Raw genomic sequence first — 22,522 nt, 5'->3', positions numbered from 1 at the left:
GTGTAATTTGTTCAGTTGGGTGTATTTTAACTGTCAAAATATTCAAAGTTAATTGTATTCTTTTCTGCCTGATAAGGCATGAGCGATGGTATTGATGTCGGCGTATTCTAATTCGCCCCCGATGGGGATTCCGTGGGCAATGCGGGTGATGCGGACATTGAATTGTTTTGCCATATTGCTGATGTAATGGGCAGTAACTTCACCTTCAATGGTGGCGTTGGTGGCAAGAATGATTTCTTCGATGTTTTGGCAGTGTAGTTTTTGTTCTAATTCGTTTAAGCCTAGTTCAGCAGCACCAATGCCGTCAATAGGAGATAGGTAGCCGCTGAGGACGAAATATTTTCCTTTATAGGCACCACTTTGTTCGATAGCATGGATATCGGTTGGGGTTTCAACGATGCAGAGCTGGGCGTTAGTGCGGTTGTCGTTGGCACAGATTTTGCAGAGGGTTTTTTCGCTGAGTGTGCGACATGATGTGCAGTGTTTTACATGTTTCATTGCACCAACTAATGCTTTGGCGAGTTCAAAACCACCGTTGCGGTCGCGTTCTAATAGATGATAGACGAAGCGTTGTGCGGTTTTTTTACCAACACCGGGTAGGGCACAAAATGCTTGATTTAGAGTTTCAATCATTAGAAAGGTAGGCTCATTCCGCCAGGAATTTTTATGCCACCTGTTGCTGCTTTCATTTTGGCAGTAGAGGCATCGGCAATTTGTTGGTTAGCGTCGTTGATAGCGGTTAAGATTAAATCTTCTAGCATAGTCTTGTCGTTCATTACGCTATCGTCAATTTGAATATTACTTACTTGATGTTCGCCGTTGATATTGATTTGTACAGCGCCATTTGCAGCCACACCTGTGGCAGTTAGTAATTTTATTTCTTCTTGTGCTTGTTGCATATTGTCTTGCATTTGTTGGGCTTTTTTCATCATCCCTGTCATTCCACCTTTAAACATTGTTGTTCTCCTTGATTGAGTTTTTATCTATTTTTGTATTAAATACTTGTTGTAATTTTTGCACGCCTTTGTCGGCTAAAAATTCTTTTTGCAAGGCATTTGTTTTTTCATTTTTTTTCTGTGTTTCTTTTTGTGCTAAGGTTTGTTCTGTGAGTTTATTCAAGTTAATGCTCAGCGTAATGTTTTTAAAATTTGCTTGTAATGTGGATTGAATTGAGTTTTGAATTGTATCTGTTAGTAAACTGGAAAATTGCGTGTCTAAACTCAGTGTTAATATTTGCTTATCAATGCTTTTAAATAAAGTATTTTTGAGTAATATCTTGGCAGGTATGTTAAAACCAAGATTTTCAACCAAGTCCTCCCATTTTGTTTGAGAATTAATGTTAAATACTGGTTTTTCGCTATTTTTTACCGATTTTTGTACTGTTTTTTGCGCTTTTGCTAATTTAGGTGTTTTTTTTTCTGAGAATGAGATTCCGAGTGGAATGTTAGCATACGCAAAAGTGTCATTTCAAGTCCAATTTGCTCACTCGGTGCAATAGGTAGTTCCTTATTACCGTTGATGGCAATGTGATAAAACAATTGTAAGTCTTGGTTAGAAATCTGTGTAGAAAGTACTTTTACATCGTCAGAAACACCTGAATTATCAATAATTTGGGTGATAGAGATTTGATGGAATAGGGCGCTTAAATCTTTGAGTGCCTGCGTTAAGTTTTCACCTTTGTGCGACAATTCTTTCACAAAACTAATACAGGCTTTAGCATCTTGATTAATCAGGTGTTTTGCCAAAGTGATAATATCGTCGTGAGCGACTAAGCCAAGCATGGCTTTAATGTCTGCTACCATTACACTGCCGTTGCCATACGAGATAGATTGGTCAAGTAAACTCAGGGCGTCACGCATAGATCCGTTGCCAAAATCAGCGATTTGACCAAGGGCTAATTCTTCATATTTGAAACCCTCGGTGTCCATAATGAATTTTAATTGCCCGAGAATTTCTTCGTGGGTTAATTTTTGCAAGGTAAATTGCAAGCAGCGAGAAAGTACGGTTACTGGGACTTTTTGTGGGTCAGTAGTTGCGAGTAAAAACTTAATGTGTTCTGGTGGCTCTTCAAGGGTTTTAAGCAGTGCATTAAAACTGCTTTTTGAGAGCATATGCACCTCATCAATCAAGTAAATTTTATAGCGATTTTTGGTCGGCATATACTGAGCATTTTCCAAAATATCACGCATATTGTCAACGCCTGTATGCGAGGCAGCGTCGAGTTCAATAAGGTCAATGGATTGCCCACTGTCGATTTCAATACAAGTTGGGCAAGTGCCACAAGGGGTAGAACTAACACCGCTTTCACAGTTGATGGATTTGGCAAAAATTCTAGCAATAGTGGTTTTGCCGACACCACGCGTGCCTGTAAATAGGAATCCGTGGTGTAAATTATCCGCATCAAGTGCATTGATCAAAGTTTTAGTTGTGTGCGATTGACCAACCATTTCACCAAAGGTGCGGGGACGGTATTTGCGTGCTAAAACTTGATAAGGTTCGCTCATGTTAGATTCATTAAATTTAAAAGTGGCAGTGCCGAGAATAACAGCCAACACCTGAAAAAATTATTACCGTTGCTTCCTTCCGGACCTGGCGGAGTTTATAATCATTCATTGTCAGTGCACCCTCAACACTACCAAGAATGATTTTACTCAAAAATGAAAGTGTTTTAGCACTTATTAATTAATTCAAGGCGTTTAGGTGTGCCGATATCTTGCCAGTTGCATTGACAATGTTCACCAGTGATTTTTTGGTTATTTATAGCTTCTTTAAATAGAGTGATGAGAGGTAATTTTTGCTCGCTTTGTCGGTATGATGTGAAAAAATTAGGGTGATAAATGCCGATACCTGAAAAAGTGTAAGTTTGTTGTTGTGCGGGGATAATTTGATTACCGTTTAAGGAAAAATCGCCATTGGGGTTGTGTTTTGGGTTGTTGATTAATGCTAAATGTGCCAATGAGTTATCAGGGAGAATGAGAGTGGATAGGTCCAGGTCGCAGAATACATCGGCATTAATTGCCATAAAAGAGGTGTTGCCTAATAAGGGTAATGCTTGAATGATGCCGCCAGCAGTTTCTAAGGCGGTTTCTTCGAAACTGTATTGAATATTGACATTGAATTGATTGCCATTGCCTAGGTGTGTTTGAATTTGTTCACCGAGATAAGCGGTATTAATGACAATGTCTATAATACCTGCTTTTTTTAGGCGGTTTATGGTGTACTCAATTAAGGGTCTTCCGTGTACTTTAAGTAGGGGTTTTGGCGTATTTTTGGTGAGTGGCATCATACGCTTTCCTCTGCCAGCAGCGAGAATGATTGCTTTCATAAAATCTCCTTGAGTAAGGCAAACTCTGAGTATTTATTGGCAATTTGTAGCACATATTTTTTAACCAAAGGTATGTCGTCTAAATATTGATTTTTACCGTCACGAAGGGACAAGCGTTTAAAAATACCTAAGATTTTTAAGTGTCGTTGTAAGCCCATTAATTCAAATTGCTTTTTAAATTTGGAAAATTTAATTTCACTATTTGTTTGCTGGTGATAATATTGCAAGAGAATTTTAATTTCAATAGGCTCTAATTGAAGGTAAGCATCTTTTAATAATGAACACAAGTCATAGGTATTTGAGCCGATGACTGCATCTTGAAAGTCAATTACAGTAACTTCGCTGTCAAGCATCATCATATTGCGCGCATGATAATCACGATGGACAAAAACTTGTGGTGAATTGAGTGCGTTGTTGCTCAGTATTTGGAAAATATCGGTTAATTGCTGTTGCTGTTTATCGCTGATGTCCTTTGGTAAATACCAATCAATTAATAATTGCATTTCCTTTTTTAATAAGGTATCGTCATATAAAGGCAAGTCATTATAACAATCAATTGCTTGCATTTTGATGAGCTCATCAATGGCTTTTTTATACAAAGTAATCAATTTTTCTTTGCTTAGTGCTTTTAGAAAAGTCAGATTTCCCAAGTCTTCAATCAGTAAAAATCCTTGCATTAAATTGGCTTCAATAATTTTCGGTGCGTGAACATTATTAACTCGCAACATTGCCGAAATTTTAATGAAGGCTTTGCTGTCTTCTTTTTCAGGTGGCGCATCCATTGCAATAAAGGTATTATTTTCGCGTTCCACTCTAAAATAACGGCGGAAACTTGCGTCATCACTGGTGCTATTAATTACAAAATTTTCATCACCAAAGAAAGTTTCTAGCCAATCAGTGAGTGCATCAAGTCGTTTATCAGTCATTTTTCAACCTCTGATAATGGGTATAAACGCACGCCCAATATTGCCCAACTTTGCCATCATTCACAGTTTGCCCGTTTATCTGAGTGATGGGCATAATTTCACGAGTGGAACTGGAAATCCACACTTCATCGGCATTGATTAATGCATTAATATTAAAACTTGATTCTTCAATAGTTAAATCACAGGCTTGCGCACTTTCTAATGCCAAATCACGAGTGATACCTGAAAGGATATTTACCCCTGTTGGGTGCGTGTGCAAAGTGCCATTTTTAAGCATAAAAACATTGGAAGTTGCACCTTCGGTAATAATGGTCTCACGGTGTAAAATCACTTCTTCGACTTGATGCTCTTTGGCAGTTTGTGCGTATAATGTATTTGCCAGCAGAGAAGTGGCTTTGATGTCGCATCGAGACCAGCGAATATCTGACTGAGTAATAGCGCTGAAACCCTGTTCTAACATCTGCTTAGTTTTTGGTATTAATGGATTTGCTTCAATATAAACAGTTGGTGTCAGCACATCAAAACTGTGTTTTCTACATATATCAACCCCCCGAGTAATTTGAAGATAGAGCGACTGGTTGCCTGTTTCAGCATAGGTGAGTAATTGATTGAAAATTGCTAACCACTCATTTTCAATATGTGGGTTGGGGATTTTGACAGAATCTAAACTTTTTTGCAGGCGTTTTAGGTGTGCACTTAAACGGAATATTTTGCCTTGATAAACGGGAATGACTTCATACACACCATCACCAAATAAAAAGCCTCTATCCATAACGGGAATAGAGGCTTTATTTTTTGCAATAAAATTGCCGTTAAGATAGACCATTGAGTGTGTTATTACAATCCAATACTGTCTAATAGTCGAGAAAAGAAACCTGATTCAGGTGCATCTTCTAATGCAACGATAGGTAATCTTACTAACTCATTGTCTTCAAATTTAAGTACAAGATGACCGATATTATCACCTTTATTGATTGGTGCGGATAGATTGTCATTTAGTTCAATGGCTTGTTGTGACAATCTGTATTGTCCACGAGGTAAAGTGATGGCTTGTGGGCTATTAAAACCGACTTTGATTTCTTCTTTAGTTGATCCGGGAATAGGAATTACATTGTTGATTTTGCTAATTTTTTTGGTTTCAAAGAAACGGAAAGCATAATCTAAAATAGTTTGCGTTTGTTCAGTTCTGGCTTGTGTACCTGTTGAACCAAGCACCACAGAAATCAAGCGCATATCATCAACGCGTTTGGCACTGGCAACAAGATTATATCCTGCTCTTTCGGTGTGGCCAGTTTTCAATCCATCTACCGTATGGTCAGACCAAAGTAATTTGTTACGATTACGCTGTTTGATGCCGTGGTAAGTAAATTCTTTTTGCGAATACCAAGAATAAAACTGTGGAAAGTCTCGAATAGTTGCCGAAGCTAATTTTGCCATATCGGCAGCGGTGGTGTGCTGTGCTGCGTTTGGTAGGCCTGAGGCGTTTTCAAAATTGGTGTTATTCATCCCTAATTCTTTGGCATATTCATTCATATAGGTAGCAAATGTGCCTTCAGTCCCAGCGATATGCTCGGCCAATGCTACAGCTGAATCATTGCCTGATTGGATAATCATACCTTGAAGTAAGGTCTTTAATTTGATAGTTTTACCAACTTCAACGAAACTTTTTGAACCTCCTGTTTTCCATGCCTTTTTACTGATTCTTACATCGTCTTTTAGATTAGCTCTGCCATCATTAATCAGTTGAAAAACCACATAAGCCGTCATTAATTTAGTCAAACTTGCAGGCGAGCGTTCCACATTGGCTTTATTTGAGGCAATAACCACACCTGAGTCATGGTCTAAGACGATATAGGCTGCTGCATTAATTGAAGGGGCTTTAGGGGTGATAAAAATCGCTGCTTGTACATTGAGTGATAAAACACCAAAGGTGAAAATTAATTTTTTAGTAAGTGATTGATATTGCATAATTTTTTATTTTGTTTATTGGTTAAATTGTTGTTTTATTTTTTCTGAGAGATGGTAGGCCGCCATTGCATATCTATTGTCGTGATTATAACGGGTTAGCACATAAAAATTCCAAAAAGTGAGCCAATTTTCGTCAATTTTTTTTTGTGGTAGGCGAACAAAGGCTAATTTTGTTTTATTGTTAATATCAGTATCAATATCAAAACCTTGTTTACGCCAATACTTTGCAGTCATTTTTGGCTTGGAATTGGCACGCTTGGCGTGTTGAAGTTGCTTGGTATGTAGTGAGATAGGGCGAGCGATTTCACCAAAATCGTGCCAATGATGCTTGTCAAAATAATTGGCAATTGAACCAATAGCATCGGCTGGGGAAGAAAATAAATCTACCACGCCATCGTGGTCAAAATCCACCGCATAGTGACGATAAGAACTGGCAATAAATTGTGTATAGCCCATTGCTCCTGCATATGAGCCTTTGATAGACAAAGGAGCAATAGCATTTTCGCGTGACATCAATAAAAAGTTTTCCAACTCATTACGATAAAAACGCTGTCGTCGATAATTGGTAAAGGCGCGTATGGTGAGTGTTTTGAAAGTGGGGTGCGTGCCTTTTTTGGCGCCATAACTGGTTTCTATGCCTAAAATAGCCACGATAATCTCAGCAGGGACATTGTAAGTCTTCTCAGCACGCTTGAGTGTTGCTAAGTTGTCTTGCCAAAATTTCACCCCATTGTTGATGCGTGCTTCGGTGAGAAATAAGCCTCTATACTTGTCCCATGCCATTGGTGGTTTTTTCACATATTTCTTTTTGTCTTTCTTTTTAATAGATTTATCGGTAATTTTAAATTTAACGGTAGCAAAAATAGTGAGTAATTCATCACGATTAAAATCGTGCTTTTTTACCATTTTATCAATAAAATTTTGCGTGGTTTTAAAATAGGTTGCTGGGACTATTTTGGCAGAAACCAATGACGATATCAGCAATAGGGTAAGTGTAAAAAATCTCATGATAAATAGCCTGGGATTTTGTGTTTTCGGATTGACATAATAATGCCAAAACTAGCAAATAGTGTAATTAACGATGAGCCACCATAGCTAATTAGTGGCAATGGGACACCAACAACAGGTAATAGGCCTGAAACCATACCGATATTAACGAACACATAGGTAAAGAAAATCAGCGTCAAACTGGCACCTAGTAATTTGGAAAAAGTGTCTTCTGATTCAATAGAAATGACAAAACAACGCCAAATAATTAAACCATAAAAGCACAGTAATAATAACACACCAATAAAGCCTAATTCTTCTGCAATTACAGCAAAAATAAAGTCAGTTGTGTGCTCAGGTAAAAAATTGAGTTGCGCTTGAGAGCCTTGTTCAATACCTTTACCAAATAAACCACCAGAACCGATGGCAATCTTAGATTGTAGGATGTGATACCCCGCACCGAGCGGGTCAAGTGTAGGGTCAATCATTGTCATAATGCGTTTCTTTTGATACGCCATTAGCAAATAATTCCAAGCGATATATCCACCACCAAGACTACCTGCGCTGATGACACCGAAATTGAGCCAACTATTGCGTAGAATTTGAATGCGAACACCTGAGAAAAGCAACACATAACCCCCGCTTGCACCGATGAGTAATGAAGTGCCTAAATCAGGCTGTTTGGCAATCAATAAAACAATCACAATAATTGCAGCCAATGAAGTAAAAATCGATATAGGCTGCGGTGGCAGAGTTTTTTCACTCAGAATGGAGGCAATCGCAATCGGCACAATGACTTTCATTAATTCTGATGGCTGAAAGCGTATCAGACCTAAATCCAGCCAGCGTTGAGCGCCACCACTACTGGAACCAAAGAGCAAGACTAACAACAATAAAAAGATACCAAGTAACATTAAATACGGGGAATAACGCCTAAAGACACGGGGAGGTATCTGTGCAATAATCAACATCACGCCGATAGCAAAGATAAAATGTAACATTTGCTTATAAACCAAAAAGATTGATTCAGCAGAGGCACTATAAAGTATCGTTAATCCAAAAATACTAATTCCCATCAACATTAAAAACAACGGTGTATCCATTTTGAAATAATGCCAATAATGGCGTAATTTATCAATCTGTGTCATAATAATAATAATCCAACACGCCTAACATCGGACAATAATAAGTTAAAACTGTGGCAAGCAGAATCAGTGCTCATGGTTTCAACACCAATCCCCATTTGTTGAATAGCCACTTGCTGTTGTGGGTTTAAAAATTGACCTGCTGCTCCTGTGCCAACAATCAATATATCAATATCATCTTTTGAAACAAGAGGAAATAGCGTCATTTTATCTAGCTGTTTTAATGTCATTTCAACCATTTCTGTGTGATAATTAGTTGAGACAAAACAAGGTGTAGAAAGACTTGTATGTGACAATGAGATTGTTTCATCGCTCACGGAAATAACGCTATTTTGTTGATTGTCTTGTTGATTAAATTCCACGGAACTATTCTTTGATAACGATGTAATAGGGTTGATTATACCTATAACAATAACCGTGTAAAATTACACTCTTTTAAAAATACAAAATATTTATGTCAAATACCAACGAAACAGATGCATTTAGTGCAGATTTAGTTAGCGGTTTAGCTGCCTTTGATTCTAAAAATTTTACAATGGCTTACCAGTTATTAGCTCCACTTGCTGCTCAAGGTAGTGCGGAAAGCCTGTGGCGTTTAGGAATGATGCAAATGAATGGCTTGGGCATGGTGGAAAATCAACCGCTGGGTTTTGAGAATTTTGTTCACGCTGCCAAACAAGGACACGCTTTTGCACACCATATGATTGCTGTGGCATATATGACAGGTGAAGGTGTTGAAAAAGACATTACCAAGGCAATTGAATGGTTTGAAAAAGCCGCTAAATTTGGCTTACCAGGGGCAATGTATGCGTTGGGTATGCTATATGAAGACGGCAAAGAAGTGACAAAAGATTTAGAAAAAACCCAATATTGGTACGACCAAGCAGCTGCGGTGGAGGCATAAATGAAATCACGATTTGCTCCCTCCCCGACCGGTTATTTACACATTGGTGGTGCACGCACCGCTCTATTTGCTTGGGCATATGCCAAACAACAACAAGGACACTTTGTCTTACGGATTGAAGACACAGACAGAGCGCGCTCAACACAAACCTCCGTTGATGCGATTTTAGACGGAATGAACTGGCTCGGGCTTGATTATGACGAAGGCCCATTCTACCAAACCGAACGATTTGCGCGCTATGACGAAGTGATTCAGCAACTACTAGCGACAGACAAAGCCTATTATTGCGCCTGCTCAAAAGAACGCCTAGACACCCTAAGAGCAGACCTGATGGCAAAAGGCGAAAAAGCAATGTATGACGGCTGCTGTCGGCATAAAAACTTGTCCTCAGGCGTAGTGCGTTTTAAAAACCCCATCGCAGGCGTCGTTACTTTTGCAGATGCAGTCAAAGGTAAAATCTCAATCGCCAACCAAGAAATCGACGATTTAATTATTGCCCGCACCGACGGCACACCGACCTATAATTTAACCGTTGTGGTCGATGATCACGACATGGCAATCACCCATGTCATTCGTGGCGACGACCATATTAACAACACACCAAGACAAATTAACCTATATACAGCACTCAATTGGACACTCCCCGAATTTGCACACTTACCAATGATTCTCGGCAGTGACGGCGCTCGTTTATCAAAACGCCACGGTGCTGTGAGCGTGATGGCATACAGAGATGCAGGATTTTTACCCGAAGCATTACTGAATTATTTGGTGCGTTTAGGTTGGTCACATGGCGATCAAGAAATATTTTCACTTGAAGAAATTGTCTCACTATTCGACCTAAAAGACATCAACAAAGCCCCCGCAAGTTTTAATGAAGAAAAACTACTGTGGCTCAATCAAGAATACATTAAAAACGCCACCCCCGAATATCTAATACAACAACTAGACTGGCACCTCAACCATCAAAAAATAACCACCGAACAAGGCGCTGATTTGGCATCAGTCGTTGCACTATTGCAACAACGCTCAAAAACCTTGGTAGAAATGGTAGCAGGACTGAAAATGTTCTATCAAGATTTTGATGCTTTTGATAAAAAACTTGCTGACAAACAATTTAAAGATACCAAGCCACTTGCGGTATTGCTTGAAAAACTCAGCGTATTAGACACTTGGCAAGCTGATGAAATCAAAGGTTGCATCAAGCAGGTTTGTAATGACTTAGAAATTGGTTTTGGCAAAGTAGGGCAGCCCTTTCGCCTAGCATTGAGCGGCAATGGTAACGCAGGTAATATTGATGCCGTAGCCGAACTGATTGGCAAGCCAACCACACTTAAACGCCTAGAAAAAGCCATTCAGTATTAAGAAGCTCTTGTGAACAATTTATGAAACATATAAAACAGCATCTCTCCCACCCAAAAACTCGTCAAATAGTTAGTTATCCTCCTTATTTTTGGGTGAAAAATGCACTACTTTCTATATTTTCTAAGCCACACTAAGTTAGCAGGAATTTTTATGGATATTGACTTAAATCAGTTACGACGAGAATTTACCAGCACAGGTATCTCTCGTGCTGAATTAAATACTGATCCTTTTGCCCAATTTAAACTGTGGATAGAGCAGGCAGTCCAAGCAAAACTGACCCTACCAAATGCTATGAGTCTAGCCACCAGCGATGACCAAGGTATCGGCGTAAGAACCGTCCTATTAAAAACCTTTGACCAACAAGGCTTCGTGTTTTTCACCAATTACCACTCCAAAAAATCCAAACAAATAGACAACAACCCAAAAGTAGCCGCCTTATTCCCATGGTTAGACCTAGAACGACAAGTAAAAATTACAGGCACAGTAGAAAAAATCTCAACCCTCGACTCCATCAAATATTTCGCCTCCCGTCCAAAAGCATCCCAACTCGGCGCCTGGGCATCCCCCCAATCTTCAATTCTAAGCTCAAGACAAATTCTATTATCCGAATTTGATGCCATGCAACGCAAATTCAAAAAAGGCGAAGTCCCTCTACCTGATTTTTGGGGTGGCTATCGCATTGTACCCACAACGATTGAGTTCTGGCAAGGCAGAGAAAACCGCCTACACGACCGTTTTCTTTATACCTGTGAAAATAGTGAATGGGTCATTAATCGTTTAGCGCCTTAATCACAGCTTGAGCGTTGGGTTGTTTGCCTGTCCAAAATTCAAAAGCTGCCGCTGCTTGCTCTACTAACATTCCCAAACCATTAACCACCTTTGAGGCATTATTTTTCTTTGCCCATTGCATAAATGGTGTGGCTTTACCATACATTAAGTCATAGCAAATTGCACCATTTGCTACACTGTTAGGAATGTCTAACATTTTTCCACTGAGTGAAGCACTAGTGGCATTGATAATCACATCAACCCGTTCGGACTTGACTTTTTCCAATCCAAAGCCACAAGTTTTGCCATATTTGGCAAAGTCATTGGCTAACGCTATTGCTTTGGAAGCGGTGCGATTGGCAACCATTGTTCGTGCAGGGTTTTGTTGCAATAAAGGTAGTAAAATTCCGCGTGTCGCACCACCAGAGCCTAAAATAAGCACAGTTTTATCGCTTAAATCAATGCCAAGATTTTTGGTTAAGTCATTAACTAATCCAGTACCATCAGTATTTTCACCGATGATCATATTACCATCGACTTTAATAGTATTTACGGCACCTGCGGTTTGAGCGTTGAGCGTGTGTTGCGTGGCAAAATTAAAGGCGTCAATTTTAAATGGTATAGTAATATTAAAGCCTATACCACCTTTTTGAATAAAGTTAGCTGCCGATTCTGTAAAAGCGTCAATCGGTGCTAATTCCTTTGTATATTGGACTTTTACACCTACTTGCTGTGCAAATAGGGTATGAATGGTAGGCGATAAACTGTGCTCAATCGGATTACCAAAAACAGCTAGCTTATACATTATTCCTATTTGTTGCCGTCAGCGTCAGGGGTTGCATCTACCTTGTTGCCTGCGCTTGTTTTTGTTTCTTTTTTAACTTCTCTCTTAGCTTCAGGCTTAGATTTAGCGGGGCTTTCTATTTTTACAACTGCTTTTTTTATTGTTTTTGTTTTACTCTTTACTTCTTTTTTAACCTCTGGCGACTTTGCTTCCTTTTTTACTTCAGGTTTAGTGACCTGCTTTACTTCTGACTTCGCCTGTGATTTTTCTTGTGGTTTAGATGTTGCGTTATTTTGCTTTAGCTGATTGTTATTTTTCGGTTTCAGTTTTTGATTTTGTTGTTGTTTTTGGTTATTGTTTTGTTGTTTATTTTGACCGCGATTACGATTTTGATTTTTGTTACGATTTCTATTACGATTTTTATTATTATTATTTCTATTATTACGCTTTTTATTAGGCTGCTTTTTATTCTTGTCAATACCAGGCAATGATTTTAACCACTCAAAGAAAGAAAATGAAGACTTGTTTTTAGTTACTTCTTTATGCTCAGACACGCGTGTTGTTGGATGGTTGCTGTTAATCGCAGGGATGTCTCTTTTATCATTTAAACCATTGTCAGCAAGGGTATTTTGCGGTTTAGAAATACCTTGGTAACTTTTATGATGTGATTTTTTATCACCTTTTTGTTTATTAATATTAAAATTCGGAAATTGCATATACGGATTAGGCAATAAAGTGATTTTTATTCCGTGTTTGTTTTCTAAGCGGGTGATGTCACTGCGTTTTTCATTCAATAAATAAGTAATAACATCAATACTGGATTGAATTGTTAGCCGTTGCATATGATTGGAAGCATTACAGCCATCTTCAAGTTGTCTAAGAATGTTGAGCGCCAAACTTGGAACGGTTGGCGTTGTGCCACGCCCATCACAAGAGGGGCAAGTCTTTTCTACTGATTCAGTTACTGAACTCATCAGGCGTTGTCTTGACATTTCTAACAAGCCGAAGCGAGAAATAGTGCCAATTTGGATACGCGCACGGTCTGAATCTGTGGCTTTTTCCATCGCTTTTTCAATAGATTTACGATGCTCTTCGGAAGTCATATCAATAAAGTCAATCACCACTAAACCACCAATATCTCTCAGTTGTAATTGCGTGGCAATCTCTTTTGCCGCTTCTAAATTGGCATTATAGGCCGTTTCTTCAATGTCAGCACCTTTAGTGGCACGGGCAGAGTTAATGTCAATTGCAGTCAATGCTTCCGTTGGGTCAAATACGATGGTTGCACCTGAACGCAACGACACTTCGCGATCAAACACACTTTTTACTTGCGTCTCAATACCCATATGATTAAACAAAGAATGCTCGGAAACATCAAACTGTTTAATGCGGTCCAAGTAATGTGGTAGTACAAAACTAACGAATTCTTTAGCGCTTTGGAAAGTGGCTAAATCGTCAATAATAACACTATCGGTATCTTCTCTTAAATAGTCACGCAAAGTACGAATAACGATGTCACTTTCTTGATAAATTAAGAAAGGGGCTTTGCGATTTTCCGCCGCAATATTGATTGAGGACCATAATTCAGATAAGTAATCAACTTCCCATTGTAATTCTTCTAAAGTCTTGCCTGAGCCTGCAGTACGAATAATCAAACCTGAGTTATCAGGCATATTGATTTTGTTGATAATATCTTTAAGATCCGATCTATCAGATGAAGTGATTTGTCTTGAAATACCGTGACTTTTCGCATTATTTGGTGTCAAAATCATATAAGCACCCGCCAAGTTGATGTAAGTACTTAACGCTGCACCTTTATTGCCCCGTTCTTCTTTTTCAACTTGAATGATAATCTCTTGACCTTCTTTTAATACATCTGAGATGGCTATTTTTTCGCCTTTGATTTCTGCATTTGCACGCAATGCTTCGGTAACTTCCTTAAAGGGTAAAAAACCTTGTCTTTCTTTGCCGTAATCGACAAATGCAGCCTCTAAAGATTGCTCGACACGGGAGATTTTCCCCTTGTAAATGTTGCCTTTATTTTTTTGATTAAGGCTGGTTTCTATATTTAAATCGGTTAGTTTTTTATTCTTAACGATCGCAACTCTGATCTCTTCCGAGTGAGTTGCATTGATTAAAATTTGATTCATGGTTTAGTCCTTTAGTAGGAGACCTTTGCATAAATATGAATAATCATCAAAACGCCATCTTTCATCAAATTACAAACTTTTTAAAAACACCCTTAGCCCTGCTAGGAGTGGATTTAAAAAATTTCCAATTTAATAAAATCTGTCATTTTGCTAATCATCCCTATTTATGCAAAGGTCTCAGTAGGGCTTTTTTCCACGCATAGAAAATCAACACCAAGGTGTTGATATTGAGTTTTAGAGTATTTTATTTGATGTGTCAATGTTCCAAAATCCTGTTTTTATTGGGTTGTTACTCCCTTGTTATTTGTTGCTTTATAAAACGAATAAACTTATATTTTCTATGTGTGGCAAAGAAAGCCAATTAATTTAATATGAGACCTTTGCATAAATATGAATAATCATCAAAACGCCACCTTTCATCAAATTACAAACTTTTTAAAAACACCCTTAGCCCTGCTAGGAGTGGATTTAAAAAATTTCCAATTTAATAAAATCTGTCATTTTGCTAATCATCCCTATTTTATGCAAAGGTCTCAATATGTTGCTTTTACGATGTTTCGTCTTGCACCCAAAACATCAAATTCTTTACTAATTCAACGAGTTTAGTTTTCACACTCGCTGCAAGTTTTTGTATTATAGCATAATTATTGATTTAATGTGCGTCCGCCGTCAACAGAGATAATTTGTCCTGTAATATAAGAGGAATTAGCTAGAAATAAAACTGCATTAGCAATGTCTTTTGGCGAACCTTGCTTGTTGAGTGGAATTTTATTCAGTATTTTATTTTTTTGCCCATCATTTAATTTTACTTTATTTTCTGGCCACAAAATCGAACCAGGGGCAACACCACAAACGCGAATATCAGGAGCTAATTCTTTAGCTAAGGTTTGTGTCATCATCATTATTCCTGCTTTGGAAATGTTGTAAATTGCGTGATTTTTTAAAGGGCGTTGTGCGTGAATGTCAACGATATTAATAATACACCCTTGATTTTTTGACAGAGTGGCAGACAAAGATTGCGATAAGAAAAATGGCGCCATTACATTGGTATCCATAATTTTTTGCCAATCTTCTTCACTGGCATTTTGCATTGGTGTTGGGTAAAAAACTGACGCATTATTGACTAATACATCCAAATTATCAATAGAATTTGCTAATATTTTGACTGCTTGAATATCGGACAATTCTGCTTGTAGAAGGCTTACAGAGTCAGTACGCACTTGATTGAGCGTATCCGCCAATGCCCGTGCTTCCTTATCTGAATTGCGATAATGGATAATAATATTGTAGTCGTGTGCATGTAGTGTTTTGGTAATTTGTGCACCAATACGCAATGCACCGCCTGTAATAAGTGCTGTTTTCATATAAAATGATTTTTCGATGACATTAGAAAAAATAATTAAAGATACTATTATACAAAAATCTGAGCCTATCGGGTTTGATGTATTTATGAATTTAGCACTCTATTATCCTGCCAAAGGATATTATATGGGCGGCTCGCAGAAATTCGGCGAGCAGGGGGATTTTATCACTGCTCCCGAAACTTCAGATTTATTCGGGTTTTGCTTAGCACGGCAATGTGCTCAAATATTAGAAGGCGATGATGATTTGTTAGAATTCGGTGCAGGCAGTGGAATTTTAGCGTCACAAATTTTATTTGAATTAGGACGATTGAATAAACTACCTCGTAAATATTACATATTGGAACTCAGTGCCGAGTTGCAACAAAGACAAAAAGACACGATTAATAAAACCTTGCCAGAATTGTTAGACAGGGTGGTATGGCTCAGTAGTTTACCCAATAATTTTTCAGGCACGGTAATTGCTAATGAAGTTTTAGATGCAATGCCCGCCAAACGCTTAATTAAAAAAGACAACGATTTTGTAGAATTAGGCGTTAATTGTCAAAATAATAAATTAATGTGGCAACTCCTAGCCCCTTATAGAAACGACAAAATGCAGTTGCCCATCGGTGTTGAGCAAGGCTACACCACTGAAGTTAATGAAAGAGCGATGGCGTGGATTAGCAGTTTAGATAATTTTATAGATAAAGGCGTGGTGTTGCTGATTGACTACGGAATGGGACGAGATGAATATTTTCATCCACAACGGGGTGCAGGCACTTTACAATGTTATTATCAGCACAAAGCAAATGATAATCCGTTTGAACATATCGGCGAACAGGATATCACTACTTCGGTAAATTTTTCAGATATCGCTGACCAAGCAAAAAACAGCGGTTTCTCCGTCGAAGGTTACGCTACACAAGCAATGTTTTTAATTTCTCTTGGCATTGACGAATATTTATTAGCTGAAAAAGATGAGAAAAAACGCGCCTTATTAGCACAACAAGTCAAATTATTGGTATTGCCCAGTGCAATGGGTGAGAGTTTTAAAGTATTGACACTTAGTAAAAATAAACAAGTAGAATTACAAGGTTTTAAAGAACAAAATTTAGTGTATAAATTATAAGAGACCTTTGCATAAATATGAATAATCATCAAAACGCCATCTTTCATCAAATTACAAACTTTTTAAAAACACCCTTAGCCCTGCTAGGAGTGGATTTAAAAAATTTCCAATTTAATAAAATCTGTCATTTTGCTAATCATCCCTATTTATGCAAAGGTCTCTATAAGACGGATTAAAAAAAGAATTATGACACAAGTAAAGCCCCAGCCCATCTATCGTAAAGACTATCAGCCCAGTCCTTATTTAACTCACACCACAGAACTTAAATTTCAGTTAAGTGAAAATGAAACCCTTGTTTATTCCAAGATAGATTTTTATCAAAACCCGTTGAGCGTTGACACCAAGGGTGGTTTGTTCTTAAATGGCATAGATTTAGAGTTGGTTTCCATTTTAGTTAATGGCACAAAACCTAATTATCAAGTGAGTAAAGAGGGTTTGACACTAAATGATTTACCAGAAAAATTTTTGTTAGAGATTCAAACTAAAATTCATCCAGAAGCCAATACTAGTCTAAATGGTTTGTATCAATCCAGTGGCAATTTTTGCACACAATGTGAAGCACACGGTTTTCGTCAAATCACTTATTATCTCGACCGTCCCGATGTGCTCAGCGTCTTTACCACGCACATTATTGCCGATCACGATAAATATCCGATATTATTAAGTAACGGTAATTTAGTCAGTCAATCTAATGGTAAAGCCACTTGGCATGACCCAAGCCCCAAACCGTGTTATTTATTTGCTTTGGTGGCAGGGGATTTTTCTGTTTTGGAAGACATTTATACAACGCTTTCAGGTAGGGAAGTTGCCTTAAAAATTTATGTCCAAGCGCACAATATTAACAAAACAGAATTTGCAATGCAGGCACTAAAACGCGCTTTTAAGTGGGATGAGGAACGCTTTGGCTTGGAATACGATTTGGATATTTATATGATTGTTGCCGTTGATGATTTCAATATGGGGGCAATGGAAAACAAAGGGCTAAATATCTTCAATTCTTCCTGCGTCTTAGCCAATACAAAAACAGCGACAGATGCTGATTTCATTAACATTGAGGCTATCATCGGGCATGAATATTTCCACAACTGGACGGGTAATCGTGTTACTTGTCGAGACTGGTTTCAACTCAGTTTAAAAGAGGGTTTAACAGTATTCAGAGAGCAGGAATTTACCGCCGACCTACACGCTCGTTCCATCAAACGCATTGCAGATGTCGATATAGTTCGCACCTATCAATTTGCCGAAGATGCAGGGCCAATGTCGCATCCAGTCCGCCCTGAAAGTTATATTGAAATGAATAATTTTTACACCGTAACCGTCTATGAAAAGGGGGCTGAGATTATTCGTATGATGCACACTTTTCTTGGTGAGTCAGGCTTTCAGGCGGGAATGAAATTATATTTTCAACGCCATGATGGACAAGCAGTCAGCATCGACGATTTTGTTGCCTCAATGCGTGATGCCAACGACTTTGATTTTACCCAGTTTGCCCATTGGTATTCACAATCAGGCACACCAGAACTCAATATTGCAACAGAATATAACGACGGCACTTACACTGCAACCATTACCCAAAAGGGCAACTATTTCTTACCACTCGCCTTTGCCTTATTAGACCAATCGGGCAATGAATTAGAAAGTGGGGTGTTGACAATCAAAGACAAAAAACAATCGTTCACTTTTAAAAACTTACACTCAGAGCCGACGCCATCATGGTTGCGTGGTTTTTCTGCACCAATTAAACTCACTGATACACTGACTTTTGAGCAAAAAATATTTTTAGTCCAACACGACACCGACAGTTTTAGTCGATGGGACAACGCACAGCAACTTTGGCAATCGTTAATATTAAATCCTGAGCAAGTTGATGAAACACTATTTTTCAACGCAATAGAATCTGTCATAAACACAACAGACGACCAATCTCTAGTTTGTGAATTGCTCACTTTGCCAACAGAGCGTGCATTACACAACAGCCAAAGCATCATTGATGTTTTTGATATTCACAACAAACGCAAACAAGTTATCCAAAAAATCCGCACCCGATTTTTGCCACGCCTACTTGATTTATACCAATCACTAAACACCAACGAAGCCTACAAACTGACCTCAATAGCCGTCGGACAACGAGCCTTAAAAAACATCTGCCTATTTTATTTAGCCGAAGATACGAAAATCGCACACAGCCAATTTCAATCAGCCAACTGTATGGACGACAAAATTTCAGCATTCAGGGTTTTATTAAACAGCGACAATCCATACCGTCAACAAGCATTAGCCGATTTCTACCAAGAATTCAAAGACGATACGCAAGTAATGGACAAATATTTCTCAGTCCAAGCAGGCAGTAAACTATGCAATATCAAAGTCATTAAAGAATTGATGCAACACGAACTATTCTCATTCAACACCCCAAACCGCCTGAATGCAGTTGTCGGCACATTCGCCCAAAACTACACCCGTTTTCACAATCAGGCAGGCTATGAATTTTTCACCGATATTATCATCCAACTCAATGCCAGTAACCCTCAAGTGGGTGCCAGATTAGTCGCCGTTTACAACCACTGGAAACGCCACACACCCGAATTGAAGGCCTTACAAAAGCAACAATTAGAAAAAATTCTAAACACCAAAGACTTATCAAAAGACATTTTTGAAATTGTCCAAGCCGCCCTAAAGTGAAGAAACTAATCCAACTACTCACCGAAAAAAAACTCACCATCGCCGTAGCAGAATCCTGCACAGGTGGCAATTTATCCGCCTTACTCACCAGTGAAAATGGTTCATCCGTCTATTTTGACAGGGGTTTTATTACTTATAGCAATCAAGCCAAAATGGATATGCTCGGTGTCAATGCAAACACCCTTAAAAATTTCGGTGCCGTTAGCGAACAAACCGCCTTAGAAATGGTGCAAGGTGTTATCAAAAACTCATCGGCTAATATTGGTGTCTCCATCACCGGCATTGCAGGACCGACAGGCGGGACAAAAGACAAACCTGTGGGCACTGTGTGTTTTGGGTTTTGTATTTTGGGTGAGTGTAGCATTACTACTCAATATTTTAGTGGTGATAGATACAGCGTGGTTGAACAGAGTGTTGCATTTGTTGTTGATGTTTTACAAAAACAGTTGCAATGCATTATAATGTAAATATGTTAATACATCACTTATAGGAGAAAACCATGCATCGATTGAATTTAACTATTGACGAATCGCTTTACGAACAAGCTAGATCACATAGTTTTGTGAGCAAGAAATCTATTTCTCAAATTGTCCGCGAGGGGTTAAGTCTTTATTTAGCAAAAGAAACGAATGACAGTGTAAAGGCACAATTAGTGCTAGAAGCTAAAGACGAGCAAGAGATTTTAGAGATTTTGGCTGAGGATGACTATATTACAGAAGATGAATTTGTGAAAAAATTCAACTTATGAGACCTTTGCATAAATATGAATAATCATCAAAACGCCATCTTTCATCAAATTACAAACTTTTTAAAAACACCCTTAGCCCTGCTAGGAGTGGATTTAAAAAATTTCCAATTTAATAAAATCTGTCATTTTGCTAATCATCCCTATTTATGCAAAGGTCTCCCTATATCTAAAAGATTTAATCTTATATCTTTTAGATATAACCTTATATCTTTTGGGTACAAGGTTAGAACCCCGCACTACGAAAGCATTTCAACTCTCAACATCCATATTTATCACTCGTTTAACTTTTAACAAGACAAAACCATATCCCTCGTTCCCAAGCTGCTCCTACCTGGGTGCGTTTCTTTGGTGTTAGGAGTTGTATTCCCAAGCAGAGTTTGGGAACGAGGTCATAGTGTGATAAAATTTACCCCCTTGCCAAATTTGCCAAAGGCTTGCGGTATCACCTTGGCGGTAGTTTTACTTTTGCTCCCAAGCAGGAGTTTGGGAACGAGGCACTTTAAAAAATACAAGAACATATAAAATGACAGATAAAACAGAAGTTTCTGAGCAAAGATGTAGCGTTAATGGGTGTGATTTAGAAATATATCCCCCTCATGAAGAGTGTATTTTGCATTGTGGAAAATCGACTGATGGTCATCATTACCAAGGGTTTCCTAGTGAAAGAGATGAATTTATTAAAGAGTTAAAAATATATATATCTAAAGAGAAAGAGACTGTTATATCTAAAGAGACTGTTAATACTTTTATTTATTTAAAGAACATATACTTTCCAAGACCAGATTATCAAGGAAACAACTATATTAGGTTGTTAGACCAGATACAACAAATATATTTTGATTGTTGCCATTTTTATGGTAGAGAGTTGGAATTAAAAAAAGAAGTATTTTTTGATGAGTGTAAATTTCATAACAAATGGTCATTATTTGATTACAAGTTACTAAAAAATGCAGACAATGTAATTTATGCTCATTGCACTTTTGAAGAAGATGTAGTATTTGAGTCAGCAGAATACAAAGGTATTAACGATTTATCACAATCTCAATTTAATTATTATTGTAAATTTGAAGGGCAATTAAAAATCAATAATGCCATTATCAAAAAGAATATTTTTAATGACAATCAAAATAATTTTCTTGATAATAATTTTGGTAGCGAAATAATTTTTAATGGCTGCACTTTTGAAGATAATCAAGAACTTTATCTTTCTTATAATGATAAAACTGATTTTTTGTTTAATGACTGTTATTTTGGTAAAAAATTAAAAATTCGTAGTGTGGAAGAGGGTGATTATGAAGAGCAACAAAACAACAAAACAAAGTTAAAATCTCTCAAATTAATTAATTGTAATGCTGATGAAAGTGATTATTTAAGAATTGGTTTTTTGGAGGTTGAAAACTTTGAATTATCTAATTTACGCTTACCGAAAAATGCAGAATTGAATATTGGCGATTGCCATTTTAAAAATTTTAAGTTGACTAATTTTAGAAATATTGGCAAGTTTAAACTTTATAAAATTAATATTTTAAAAAGAAAAGATATTGACGAAACAAGCAATAATGAGGAATTTCAAATTGACAACACTTCTATAGGTAAAACTGATTTTCAGAGTGTTAAGTTAGACTCATTTGCTAGAGTAATAATGTTTGATAATATTTTTCCGGAAGTGGATTATACAAATGTGCAATGGGAGCGAGAAATAGAAGTTGGGCAATACGGATTTGAAGATATTAAAGTAAGGGTAAAAAATAAAGAATCAATATGTAAGATTGCATATGAAATGTTTAATTCTAGTACTAGGATTGCTAAAAAGCGAGATACATACAGAACCTTAAAAAATGTAATGATAAGAAACAATGACCAGCAAGAAGCTTTAGTTTTTTACACTCAAGAAATGAAAGAACACAGAAAAATTACACTTAAGAATAACGGGTTATTGAGTATAGATAGAATAACTTTAGCCTTTAATTATTGGACAAATGAATTTGGCTTGAATTGGTGGAGACCTGTCTGGCTATTGATAATTTTCTCTATTGTGTTTTATGGTTTACTACTTTGCAGTTTTTCTGATGGCTACAATTCTGAATATTGGCAGAATTTTTTTGAATTTTTAAACCCAACCCATAAAACAGAATTTATAGCAGGGGAGTGCTGGGGATTTTGGAGTTATACGATTGATTTTTCTTTCAGAATTATTGAGGGTTTATTCATTCACCAAACTATTCAAGCCTTTAGAAAATACAGCAGAAAATTATGAGGGGGTTTATGTTCAACAACAAGTGCATCTGCGAATGAGTT

General features: G+C 37.6%; 26 protein-coding genes and 1 other RNA gene. 12 read left to right on the top strand and 15 right to left on the bottom strand.

What is annotated here, in order from left to right; translation table 11 throughout:
* Nucleotides 1-48 precede the first annotated feature (48 nt).
* The 12 genes from recR to AB8525_RS01665 all read right to left on the bottom strand — a co-directional run bounded on the left by recR (nt 49) and on the right by AB8525_RS01665 (nt 8,713).
* Nucleotides 49-633, bottom strand: coding sequence for a recombination mediator RecR (gene recR / locus AB8525_RS01720; protein WP_369178228.1), 585 nt, complete (start codon nt 631-633; stop codon nt 49-51).
* Nucleotides 633-956: a YbaB/EbfC family nucleoid-associated protein gene (locus AB8525_RS01715; RefSeq protein ID WP_369178226.1), complete on the bottom strand. Its 324-nt coding sequence runs from the start codon at nt 954-956 to the stop codon at nt 633-635. Before AB8525_RS01715 ends, recR begins: the two co-directional genes overlap by 1 nt.
* Nucleotides 949-1,311, bottom strand: a complete 363-nt coding sequence (locus tag AB8525_RS01710) for a DNA polymerase III subunit gamma/tau C-terminal domain-containing protein (RefSeq protein WP_369178224.1) — start codon at nt 1,309-1,311, stop codon at nt 949-951. Before AB8525_RS01710 ends, AB8525_RS01715 begins: the two co-directional genes overlap by 8 nt.
* Nucleotides 1,312-1,397: 86 nt before the next feature.
* Nucleotides 1,398-2,504 (bottom strand): DNA polymerase III subunit gamma/tau, encoded by a 1,107-nt coding sequence (dnaX, locus tag AB8525_RS01705; protein WP_369178222.1) that lies wholly within the window; start codon nt 2,502-2,504, stop codon nt 1,398-1,400.
* A gap of 29 nt (nt 2,505-2,533) precedes the next feature.
* An RNA gene (ffs, locus tag AB8525_RS01700) (signal recognition particle sRNA small type) lies at nt 2,534-2,629 on the bottom strand.
* A gap of 39 nt (nt 2,630-2,668) precedes the next feature.
* Entirely contained in the window at nt 2,669-3,325 is a 657-nt protein-coding gene (murU, locus tag AB8525_RS01695; protein WP_369152111.1) for an N-acetylmuramate alpha-1-phosphate uridylyltransferase MurU, read from the bottom strand.
* Nucleotides 3,322-4,251 (bottom strand): aminoglycoside phosphotransferase family protein, encoded by a 930-nt coding sequence (locus AB8525_RS01690; protein ID WP_369178220.1) that lies wholly within the window; start codon nt 4,249-4,251, stop codon nt 3,322-3,324. Before AB8525_RS01690 ends, murU begins: the two co-directional genes overlap by 4 nt.
* The gene (locus tag AB8525_RS01685) at nt 4,244-5,077 is read right to left on the bottom strand and encodes an aminotransferase class IV (protein ID WP_369152108.1); all 834 of its coding nucleotides are present in this window, start codon (nt 5,075-5,077) and stop codon (nt 4,244-4,246) included. The genes AB8525_RS01690 and AB8525_RS01685 overlap by 8 nt, the downstream gene beginning before the upstream one ends.
* 11 nt (nt 5,078-5,088) lie before the next feature.
* Nucleotides 5,089-6,219: a D-alanyl-D-alanine carboxypeptidase family protein gene (locus AB8525_RS01680; RefSeq protein ID WP_369178218.1), complete on the bottom strand. Its 1,131-nt coding sequence runs from the start codon at nt 6,217-6,219 to the stop codon at nt 5,089-5,091.
* A gap of 15 nt (nt 6,220-6,234) precedes the next feature.
* Nucleotides 6,235-7,227 (bottom strand): lytic murein transglycosylase B, encoded by a 993-nt coding sequence (gene mltB / locus AB8525_RS01675; protein ID WP_369178216.1) that lies wholly within the window; start codon nt 7,225-7,227, stop codon nt 6,235-6,237.
* Entirely contained in the window at nt 7,224-8,360 is a 1,137-nt protein-coding gene (gene rodA, locus AB8525_RS01670; RefSeq protein WP_369179075.1) for a rod shape-determining protein RodA, read from the bottom strand. The genes mltB and rodA overlap by 4 nt, the downstream gene beginning before the upstream one ends.
* Nucleotides 8,351-8,713, bottom strand: a complete 363-nt coding sequence (locus AB8525_RS01665; RefSeq protein WP_369178215.1) for an Mth938-like domain-containing protein — start codon at nt 8,711-8,713, stop codon at nt 8,351-8,353. Before AB8525_RS01665 ends, rodA begins: the two co-directional genes overlap by 10 nt.
* Nucleotides 8,714-8,805: 92 nt before the next feature.
* On the opposite strand from AB8525_RS01665, the gene AB8525_RS01660 reads away from it, so the two are divergent.
* From AB8525_RS01660 to pdxH, 3 genes are all read left to right on the top strand, one after another.
* The gene (locus tag AB8525_RS01660; RefSeq protein WP_369152101.1) at nt 8,806-9,255 is read left to right on the top strand and encodes a tetratricopeptide repeat protein; all 450 of its coding nucleotides are present in this window, start codon (nt 8,806-8,808) and stop codon (nt 9,253-9,255) included.
* Nucleotides 9,256-10,620 (top strand): glutamate--tRNA ligase, encoded by a 1,365-nt coding sequence (gene gltX, locus AB8525_RS01655; RefSeq protein ID WP_369178214.1) that lies wholly within the window; start codon nt 9,256-9,258, stop codon nt 10,618-10,620.
* Between the two features lie 156 nt (nt 10,621-10,776).
* Nucleotides 10,777-11,409: a pyridoxamine 5'-phosphate oxidase gene (pdxH, locus tag AB8525_RS01650; RefSeq protein ID WP_369179073.1), complete on the top strand. Its 633-nt coding sequence runs from the start codon at nt 10,777-10,779 to the stop codon at nt 11,407-11,409.
* Here the strand turns inward: pdxH and aroE are convergent.
* Together aroE and AB8525_RS01640 are read right to left on the bottom strand one after the other, a co-directional pair.
* A complete protein-coding gene (aroE, locus tag AB8525_RS01645; protein ID WP_369178212.1) occupies nt 11,390-12,193 on the bottom strand; it encodes a shikimate dehydrogenase in 804 nt (267 codons plus the stop codon). The genes pdxH and aroE overlap by 20 nt on opposite strands.
* Nucleotides 12,194-12,198: 5 nt before the next feature.
* Nucleotides 12,199-14,322: a ribonuclease E/G gene (locus AB8525_RS01640; RefSeq protein WP_369178210.1), complete on the bottom strand. Its 2,124-nt coding sequence runs from the start codon at nt 14,320-14,322 to the stop codon at nt 12,199-12,201.
* A 35-nt stretch (nt 14,323-14,357) separates the two neighbouring features.
* Here AB8525_RS01640 and AB8525_RS01635 point away from each other — a divergent pair, with 35 nt between their 5' ends.
* The gene (locus AB8525_RS01635; RefSeq protein WP_369152094.1) at nt 14,358-14,525 is read left to right on the top strand and encodes a hypothetical protein; all 168 of its coding nucleotides are present in this window, start codon (nt 14,358-14,360) and stop codon (nt 14,523-14,525) included.
* A 187-nt stretch (nt 14,526-14,712) separates the two neighbouring features.
* Entirely contained in the window at nt 14,713-14,928 is a 216-nt protein-coding gene (locus AB8525_RS01630; protein ID WP_369152093.1) for a hypothetical protein, read from the top strand.
* Between the two features lie 38 nt (nt 14,929-14,966).
* Here AB8525_RS01630 and AB8525_RS01625 read toward each other — a convergent pair whose 3' ends face one another.
* Complete coding sequence (locus AB8525_RS01625) at nt 14,967-15,686, bottom strand: pteridine reductase (protein ID WP_369178208.1); 720 nt, start codon at nt 15,684-15,686, stop codon at nt 14,967-14,969.
* A gap of 85 nt (nt 15,687-15,771) precedes the next feature.
* Between AB8525_RS01625 and AB8525_RS01620 the strand changes: the two genes are divergently transcribed.
* From AB8525_RS01620 to AB8525_RS01590, 7 genes are all read left to right on the top strand, one after another.
* Complete coding sequence (locus AB8525_RS01620; protein ID WP_369178206.1) at nt 15,772-16,794, top strand: class I SAM-dependent methyltransferase; 1,023 nt, start codon at nt 15,772-15,774, stop codon at nt 16,792-16,794.
* A 17-nt stretch (nt 16,795-16,811) separates the two neighbouring features.
* On the top strand, nt 16,812-16,970 hold the full coding sequence (locus AB8525_RS01615) for a hypothetical protein (RefSeq protein ID WP_369152086.1): 159 nt from the start codon (nt 16,812-16,814) through the stop codon (nt 16,968-16,970).
* A 10-nt stretch (nt 16,971-16,980) separates the two neighbouring features.
* On the top strand, nt 16,981-19,476 hold the full coding sequence (gene pepN / locus AB8525_RS01610; protein WP_369178205.1) for an aminopeptidase N: 2,496 nt from the start codon (nt 16,981-16,983) through the stop codon (nt 19,474-19,476).
* Nucleotides 19,473-19,943, top strand: a complete 471-nt coding sequence (locus AB8525_RS01605) for a CinA family protein (protein WP_369178204.1) — start codon at nt 19,473-19,475, stop codon at nt 19,941-19,943. The genes pepN and AB8525_RS01605 overlap by 4 nt, the downstream gene beginning before the upstream one ends.
* A 41-nt stretch (nt 19,944-19,984) precedes the next feature.
* The gene (locus AB8525_RS01600; protein WP_369152080.1) at nt 19,985-20,224 is read left to right on the top strand and encodes a hypothetical protein; all 240 of its coding nucleotides are present in this window, start codon (nt 19,985-19,987) and stop codon (nt 20,222-20,224) included.
* 15 nt (nt 20,225-20,239) lie between these two features.
* A complete protein-coding gene (locus AB8525_RS01595; RefSeq protein WP_369178202.1) occupies nt 20,240-20,515 on the top strand; it encodes a hypothetical protein in 276 nt (91 codons plus the stop codon).
* A gap of 232 nt (nt 20,516-20,747) precedes the next feature.
* The gene (locus AB8525_RS01590; RefSeq protein ID WP_369178200.1) at nt 20,748-22,481 is read left to right on the top strand and encodes a hypothetical protein; all 1,734 of its coding nucleotides are present in this window, start codon (nt 20,748-20,750) and stop codon (nt 22,479-22,481) included.
* Nucleotides 22,482-22,522: the final 41 nt, after the last annotated feature.

It is taken from the genome of Candidatus Thiodubiliella endoseptemdiera, assembly GCF_964212635.1.
Classification (GTDB): Bacteria; Pseudomonadota; Gammaproteobacteria; order PS1; family Pseudothioglobaceae; genus Thiodubiliella; species Thiodubiliella endoseptemdiera.
Note: the sequence above shows the minus strand (reverse complement) of the source record. Positions and strands in the feature narration are given on the sequence as shown.